This window comes from Kitasatospora sp. NPDC058218 (assembly GCF_042882445.1).
Lineage (GTDB): Bacteria > Actinomycetota > Actinomycetes > Streptomycetales > Streptomycetaceae > Kitasatospora.
The window spans coordinates 20,415-27,283 of the sequence record NZ_JBHVWC010000010.1; the positions used below are offsets into that span (position 1 = coordinate 20,415).

At 72.3% G+C, this 6,869-nt stretch carries 5 protein-coding genes; all 5 read left to right on the top strand.

Going from position 1 to position 6,869, the window contains the following annotated elements; translation table 11 throughout:
- The first annotated feature begins 13 nt into the window (after positions 1-13).
- The 5 genes from ACFVYI_RS08455 (at position 14) to ACFVYI_RS08475 (ending at position 6,749) form a co-directional block, all read left to right on the top strand.
- Positions 14-1,129 (top strand): Glu/Leu/Phe/Val dehydrogenase dimerization domain-containing protein, encoded by a 1,116-nt coding sequence (locus ACFVYI_RS08455; RefSeq protein ID WP_387882371.1) that lies wholly within the window; start codon positions 14-16, stop codon positions 1,127-1,129.
- Positions 1,126-2,775 carry an AMP-binding protein gene (locus tag ACFVYI_RS08460; protein ID WP_387882372.1) on the top strand — a complete coding sequence of 550 codons (1,650 nt, stop codon included), beginning with the start codon at positions 1,126-1,128 and terminating at the stop codon, positions 2,773-2,775. Before ACFVYI_RS08455 ends, ACFVYI_RS08460 begins: the two co-directional genes overlap by 4 nt.
- Positions 2,776-2,851: 76 nt before the next feature.
- Complete coding sequence (locus ACFVYI_RS08465; RefSeq protein ID WP_387882373.1) at positions 2,852-4,165, top strand: pyridoxal phosphate-dependent aminotransferase; 1,314 nt, start codon at positions 2,852-2,854, stop codon at positions 4,163-4,165.
- Positions 4,166-4,178: 13 nt separating this feature from the next.
- Positions 4,179-5,072: a fumarylacetoacetate (FAA) hydrolase gene (locus tag ACFVYI_RS08470; protein ID WP_387882374.1), complete on the top strand. Its 894-nt coding sequence runs from the start codon at positions 4,179-4,181 to the stop codon at positions 5,070-5,072.
- Between the two features lie 471 nt (positions 5,073-5,543).
- A complete protein-coding gene (locus ACFVYI_RS08475) occupies positions 5,544-6,749 on the top strand; it encodes an MFS transporter (protein WP_387882375.1) in 1,206 nt (401 codons plus the stop codon).
- Positions 6,750-6,869 lie beyond the last annotated feature (120 nt).

The following is a 6,869-nucleotide window of genomic DNA, read 5'->3' on the forward strand; positions in this document are numbered from 1 at the left end:
AAAGGACTTCGCAATGACTGTGGAAGAGACCCAGGCACCCGCATTCGCCGTTCACCTCAACGGCAGCGGCGGCGCGATCAAGGGCTGGGTGGTCGTCGACTCCCTCGTCGACGGCCTGGCCATGGGTGGCACCCGGATGACCACCGGGGTCACCGAGGAGGAAGTGGCGGGCCTGGCCCGCGACATGACCGACAAGTTCACCCTCGCCGGGCTGCGCATCGGCGGCGCCAAGGCCGGCATCGTCTCCGACGGCAGCAACCGCGAGGAGACCTTCCGGACCTTCGGGCGGACCGTGAAGCCGCTGCTGCACGGCGGCATCCACCTCGGCATCGACATGGGCGTCACCCCCGCGGACCGGGCCGTGTTCTTCGAGGAGGCCGGCTACGACCCGCGCTTCCGACTGGGCGCCCCGGACATGCCGATCGACTGGCGCACCTACTACGAGCCGCTGATCGACTGCACCGGGCACGGGGTGGGCGTGGCCGCGGTCACCGCCCTGGAGGAGAGCGGCCGCACCGAGTCGGCCCGGGTCGTGGTGCAGGGCTTCGGCGCGGTGGGCCGCGCGGTCGCCCGCTTCCTGGAGGACCGCGGGCACATCGTGGTGGGCGTCGCCGACGTCCAGGGCACCATCAGCGCGGACCGGCTGCCGGTGGCCGACCTGGTCGCCATCACCGACGAGTTCGGCCGGATCGACCGCTCCCGCCTGCCGCAGGGCGTCACCCAGTCCGGCGAGCCGGACGCCTGGCTCGACGTCGACGCCGACCTGCTGATCCTCGCCGCGCAGAAGTACGCGATCAACGCCGACAACGCCCACCGGCTGCGCCCGCGCCTCGTGGTCGAGGGCGGCAACCTCGCCTCCAGTGCCGAGGGCAAGGCCAAGGTGCTGGCCGCCGGCGCCACCATCGTCCCGGGCGTGATCGCCAACATCGGCGGCGCCGGCTCGGCGGCCCTGGCCGTCACCCGGGTCGTCCCGTTCCACCTGGAGGCGGAGGCCCGCAAGGCCTGGGTCTTCGACTGGGTCGGCGACCGGGTCCGGCAGAACACCCGTGACCTCCTGGAGATCGCCGCCGGCCGCGCGGGCGACCCGCTGCCCGAGCTGCTCGCCGCCCGCCGCAAGGAGCGCGGATGAGCGCCACCACGCCCGCCGGCCCCGAGCAGGCCCCGGTCCGCGACAGCGCGGCCGAGTACCTGCGCCGCGGCTGGTGGCGTGAGGAGACCTTCCTCGACGACCTGCGCCGGCAGGCCCGGCTGCGGCCGCACAAGCTCGCCGTCGCCGGGCGCCGGATCGGGGAGGCTCGCACCGACACCCTCGACTACTCCGAACTCGCCGTACTGACCGACCGCTTCGCCCTCGCACTTGCCGAACTCGGTGTGCAGCGCGGAGAGTTCGTCGCCGTCCAGCTCCCCAACCGGTGGGAGATGGTGCCGCTGCTGTTCGCCTGCATCCGGGTCGGCGCCGTCATCTGCCCGATCGACCCGGTGTGCCAGGAGGAGGAGCTGCGCCACCGCCTGGAGCTCACCGGCGCCAGGGTCTGCATCACCGTCCCGGAGTGGAACGGCTACCCGCTGGCCGCGCACCTCACCGCGCTGAAGGCCGAACTGCCCCTGGAGCACGTGGTGGTGGTCGGCGGCCGGGACGCCGGCACGCTCTCCTTCGACGACCACTTCGTCGGCGTCCCGTGGGAGGAGCAGCGCGCGGGCGAACTGGACGGGCGCGAACTCGCCCCGGACGACCCGTTCGTGGTGCTGTTCACCTCCGGCACCACCGGCGTCTCCAAGGGGGTGCTGCACAGCCAGAACACCATCCACGCGGCCGTCCGCGGCTACGCCGACACCTTCCTGCTCGACGACAGCCTGGTCGCGGCCGTCACCACCCCGCTCGTCCACTACTCCGGCTTCGGCCAGGGCATCCTCACCGGCGTCATGCTCGGCGCCACCGTGGCCTTCCAGGACGTCCGGCGCAACTCCGCGCTGCTCGACCTGGTCGAGCGGTACGGCGCGACGCTCCTCTACGGTCCGCCGTCCACCCTCGTGGACATCGCGGCGTCCCAGCGGGCCGACCCGCGCGACGTCTCCACCCTGCGCCACGCCGTCACCGGCTCCGCGCCGGTGCTCCAGGAGCTGGTGGACGACGTGCGCGAGACCCTCGGGGCCCGCACCTACTCGGTGTGGGGCATGTCCGAGTTCGGGCCCGTCACCATCACCCGGCTCGACTACAACCAGGACTGGGCGGCCAGCAGCAACGGCGGGCCGATCGACTCCATGGAGCTGCGCATCGACGACCGCGACGATCCGGGCAAGCGCGCCCAGGTCGGCCGGCTGCGGGTGCGCGGCGCGGCGCAGGCCCTCGGCTACTACAAGCGCGAGGACGTCTTCGCCGCCGAGTTCAACGCCGAGGGCTGGTTCGACACCGGGGACCTGGCGCGCGACGACGGCCGCGGCGGCATCCGCATCCTCGGCCGGGCCAAGGACGCCCTGATCCGCGACGGCATCGTCGTCCCGATGACGGAGCTCGAAGCGATCATCTCGCGGCACCCGGAGGTGACCGAGACCGCCCTGGTCGGGTCCACCGGCCGGACCGACGACCCGATCCTCGCGGTGGTCGTCACCGGCGGCGCGCAGCCCGAACTGGCCGAGATCCACGCCCAGCTGACCGAAGCCGGTCAGGACCGGCGCTTCTTCCCGGAGCGCCTGGTGGTCGTCGACGCCCTGCCGAAGACCCTCACCGGCAAGGTCCGCAAGGCCGAGCTGCGCCGCCGCTACGGCGGGCAGTGACCGGCCCGTCCCGTTCCCGCGCCACCCTCCGTACCGACCCCGGCACCAACCCCCCTCCGATCCGTGGAGCACACCCATGCCCGAGCCCGCGAAGGTGACGCTGTCGGCGACGCTGGCCGCCGACGAGGCCCTCGCCCGCAGACGCGCCGCCGGCGAACAGGTCCTGATCATGGCCAGCGGCGAGATCGGCCTGCCGGTCCACCCCGAGCTGAAGGCCCGGCTGGCGGCCGCCGCCGACCGGGCGACGTACGGCCCGGTGGCCGGCAGCCCGGCCCTGCGGACGGCGGCGGCCGGCTACTGGCAGCGGCGCGCCCTGGCCGCCGACCCGGAGCTGGTCGTCGCCGGGCCGGGCAGCAAGTCCCTGCTGTTCGCCCTGATCATGGCGGTCGGCGGCGACGTGGTGATCCCCCGGCCCAGCTGGGTCAGCTACGCCGCCCAGGCCGAGCTCGTCGGCGCCCGCGTCCTCAAGGTGCCCGTCGTGGCGGGGGAGGGCGGGGTGCCGGACCCGGACCTGCTGCGCGAGACGGTCCTCGCGGCCCGGGCCGCCGGGCACGACCCGCGCTCCGTCGTGGTCACCCTGCCGGACAACCCCACCGGCGCCGTCGCCTCGCCCGACACCGTACGGCGTCTGGGAGAGGCGGCCCGGGAGCTCGACCTCGTCATCATCTCCGACGAGATCTACTGCGACCTGGTCTTCGACCCGGCCACCCCGGCGGTCTCCCCGGCCGCGTTCGCACCCGAGCGCACCGTGGTCACCACCGGGCTGACCAAGAACCTGGCGGTCGGCGGCTGGCGCACCGGGGTCGCCCTGCTGCCCGACGGCAGCGCCGGGCGGCAACTGCACGCGCGGCTGCTCGCCATCGCCAGCCAGATCTGGTCCAGCCCGCCCGCTCCCGTCCAGGTGGCGGCCGCCTACGCCTTCGGCGAGCCGCCGGAGATCGTGGAGCACGTGGCCGCCTCGCGCCGGCTGCACGGCATCGTCGCCCGGGCGACGGCGGAGCGGTTCACCGCCGCCGGGGCCGTGCTGGCCCCGGTCCGCGCCACCTGCTACCTGTACCCGGACTTCGAGCCGCTGCGCGAGCAGCTCCACGCCGTCCACGGGGTGCGCACCGGAACCGAGTTGGCCGCTCTGCTCACCGACCGCTACGGCGTCGGCGTGCTGGGCGCCGAGGCGTTCGGGGAGGCCGCCGAGCCGCTGCGGCTGCGCGCGGCCACCAGCCGGTTCTACGGCGAGACCGCGGAGCAGCAGCACGCCTCCCTGGCCGCCGCCGATCCGCTCGCACTGCCGTGGATCCGTGCCGCCATCGACCGGGTCGACGAGGTCCTCACGGACCTCACCGCCCCGTCCACCACCCGGCTCCTGCCGGGCCGACCGCACCAACGAGCCTAGGAGGACCACCGAGATGTCCATACTCTTCGAATGCGAATACCAGGGCGAGCGGTACGTGGGCTTCGAGAAGCCCGCCCCCGGCCAGGCTCTGACGCTGTACCGCGTCAACGACGGCCGCCTGCAGGCCGAGTTCATCGCCGCCGAGAGCGCCGAGGAGGTCGTCGCCGCGATCAAGGCCGAGGTCGAGCCGATCACCGTCGAGGGCGGCGAGGAGCAGGTGAAGTACCTGCCGCCGCTGCTGCCGGAGGCCAGCGGGAACGCCCTGCTGAGCGGCTTCATGCGCACCCACAAGTCGAAGTTCGAGGGCGAGCCGGGCGAGGACGACGAGTTCGTGCCGCCGAACTGGTTCTTCAAGGGCTTCGGTTCCTGGCTGCGGCTGCCCGGTGAGCCCCTCGTCGTGCCGGAGAAGTCGGTGGCGCTGATCGAGGAGCCGGAGATCGCCCTCGTCTACGTCAACGACGACGCGGGCAACCCGCGGTACGTCGGCTACACGTTCGGGAACGACCTGTGCGACATCGGTCTGCACATCCAGAACCCGGGCTGGAACCCGTACTGCAAGCTGTGCGACACCTCGATCACCCCGTGGCTGTTCCTCGGGGAGCCGCCGGCCTCGGTGACCGGCCGGGTCGTCATCGAGCGGGACGGCGTCCCCGCCTGGGAGGGGCCGTTCGACTGCGGCGAGGACGCCCTGTACTTCCGGATCCAGGACATGGTGGACAACCTCTTCGAGTACCCGGCGCTCCGCCGGCCGGGCCTGGTCAACTACGTCCTGCTCGGCGCCGACAAGGCCAGCTACCACGACGGGTTCCGGATCGCCCACGGCGACCGCATCACCATCGACTTCAAGAGCCACGGGGTCGTCCTCTCCAACGAGGTGACGTTCGGTCAGTCCGAGGTCTCGGCCTAGGCACCGGTGACCGGTTCCCGTTCTTGTGGCCTGATCCACCTGCCCGGTGGGGGCGTTCGCCCCGCCGGGCAGGTGGGTTCCTGCAAGAAGTCCAGTATGTGAGACGGTCTCGCCACAGAAATCGGCCGCCCCTCGATCGCCCCCGCAGCGCCCCGCCCGCCCGTCGCCGCCGACCGCTCCGCGCCTTTGACCTGCATGATTGACGATTCGTCAACTCGCTGAAGTCCCACGCCGAGTGGTGTGTTCCGGCCTCGCGGCAGCCACCGGTTCCGCCAGAACATAAATAAGTCCATCATCTCTGCGAGAAACGGGATGACCGGACGACCGGCGGTTGTTGCGGCTGGCAGCACGCTGCGTCGGGGCCGGGGGGCTTTGGCGTGCACGAACCGCCTTCCGACCCGTGGTCGGCTCACCCCGTACGTACCGCAGCGTCCTGAATCCGCATTCGTATGAGAGTTTGAGGTAACAAGCATGGCAACGTCCCAGACCGGGCTGTCGGCAAGCTCCCCTCCTGATACGGAGGAGAGTCGCAAGCTCCCGCTGTCCCCCCTGTTGGCCCTGGCCACGGCAGCCTTCGTGATGGTGCTGACCGAAGCGCTGCCCGCAGGTGTGCTCCCCGAGATGGCGCGTGACCTCTCGGTCAGCGAGTCCGCGATGGGGCAGGCGCTGACGATCTACGCGATCGCCACCGGCGTCTCGGCCATCCCGCTGGCGGCCGCCACGGCCGGCTGGCGCCGCAAGCAGCTGGTCCTGGTCGCGGTGGTGGCGTTCATCTTCGCCAACACCGTCACCGCGATCTCGTCGAACTACATCCTGACCATGGGCTTCCGCCTCGTCGCCGGTGTGGCCGCGGCCGCCGTCTGGGGTGAACTCGTGGTGTACGCGCGCCGACTGGCGCCGCCGCACCTGGTGGGCCGGGCCATCGCGATCACCATGATCGGCATCCCGCTCGCGCTCTCCCTGGGCATCCCGGCGGGCACCTTCCTCGGCAAGGTGTTCGGCTGGCGGCTGACGTTCGGCCTGATCACCGCGGTCACCGTACTGCTGCTGCTCTGGATCATCGCGTCCGTGCCCGACCACCCGGGCCAGAAGGCGGGCAACCGTGAGCCGATCCTGCAGGCCCTGCGCCTGCCCGGCGTGTCGATCATCCTGGTCGTGGTGGCCGCCTACGTGCTCGCCCACAACACCTTCTACACGTACATCGCCTCGTTCCTGGACGAGAACAAGATGGGCGACAACCGAGACGTCGTGCTGCTGGTCTTCGGTCTCGCCTCGATGCTGAGCATCTGGATCACCGGCACGCTGATCGACCGCTACCTGCGCGAACTGACCATCGCCAGCTGCGTCCTGTTCTCGGTGGCGGCGGTCTTCCTGGCGCTGACGCCCAGCAGCCCGGTCGCCGTCTACGGGGCGATGGTGCTGTGGGGCCTCGGCTGGGGCGGCCTGGCCACCCTGCTGCAGACCGCGGTCACCAACACCGGCGGCAGCCGCGGACAGGCGCTGCTGGTCACGGTCTGGAACTCGTTCATGGCCGGCGGTGGCGTGGCCGGCGGGATCCTGCTCTCGGCGGCCGGACCCGGCTCGTTCCCGTGGACCGTCCTGCTGCTCGTGATCCCCCTGATCGCCCTGGTGATCGCCGCCCGGACGCACGCCTTCCCCGCGAAGCGCGCGGCCTGAGCCTCCCGGTCATGGCAGTGGCTCCCGCCCCAAGGGGGGGGCGCCCCGCCCGGGGGGGGTCCCGGGGGGGGGGGCGGCCGGGGGGCCCGGCCCCGGGCGCGGCCGGCGGGCCGGGGGGGT

What these genes read in the sequence shown, in the direction of transcription:
- ACFVYI_RS08460 (WP_387882372.1), top strand. Translation starts at nt 1,126, where the DNA reads ATGAGCGCCACCACGCCCGCCGGCCCCGAGCAGGCCCCGGTCCGCGAC.
- ACFVYI_RS08465 (WP_387882373.1), top strand. Translation starts at nt 2,852, where the DNA reads ATGCCCGAGCCCGCGAAGGTGACGCTGTCGGCGACGCTGGCCGCCGAC.
- ACFVYI_RS08470 (WP_387882374.1), top strand. Translation starts at nt 4,179, where the DNA reads ATGTCCATACTCTTCGAATGCGAATACCAGGGCGAGCGGTACGTGGGC.
- ACFVYI_RS08455 (WP_387882371.1), top strand. Translation starts at nt 14, where the DNA reads ATGACTGTGGAAGAGACCCAGGCACCCGCATTCGCCGTTCACCTCAAC.
- ACFVYI_RS08475 (WP_387882375.1), top strand. Translation starts at nt 5,544, where the DNA reads ATGGCAACGTCCCAGACCGGGCTGTCGGCAAGCTCCCCTCCTGATACG.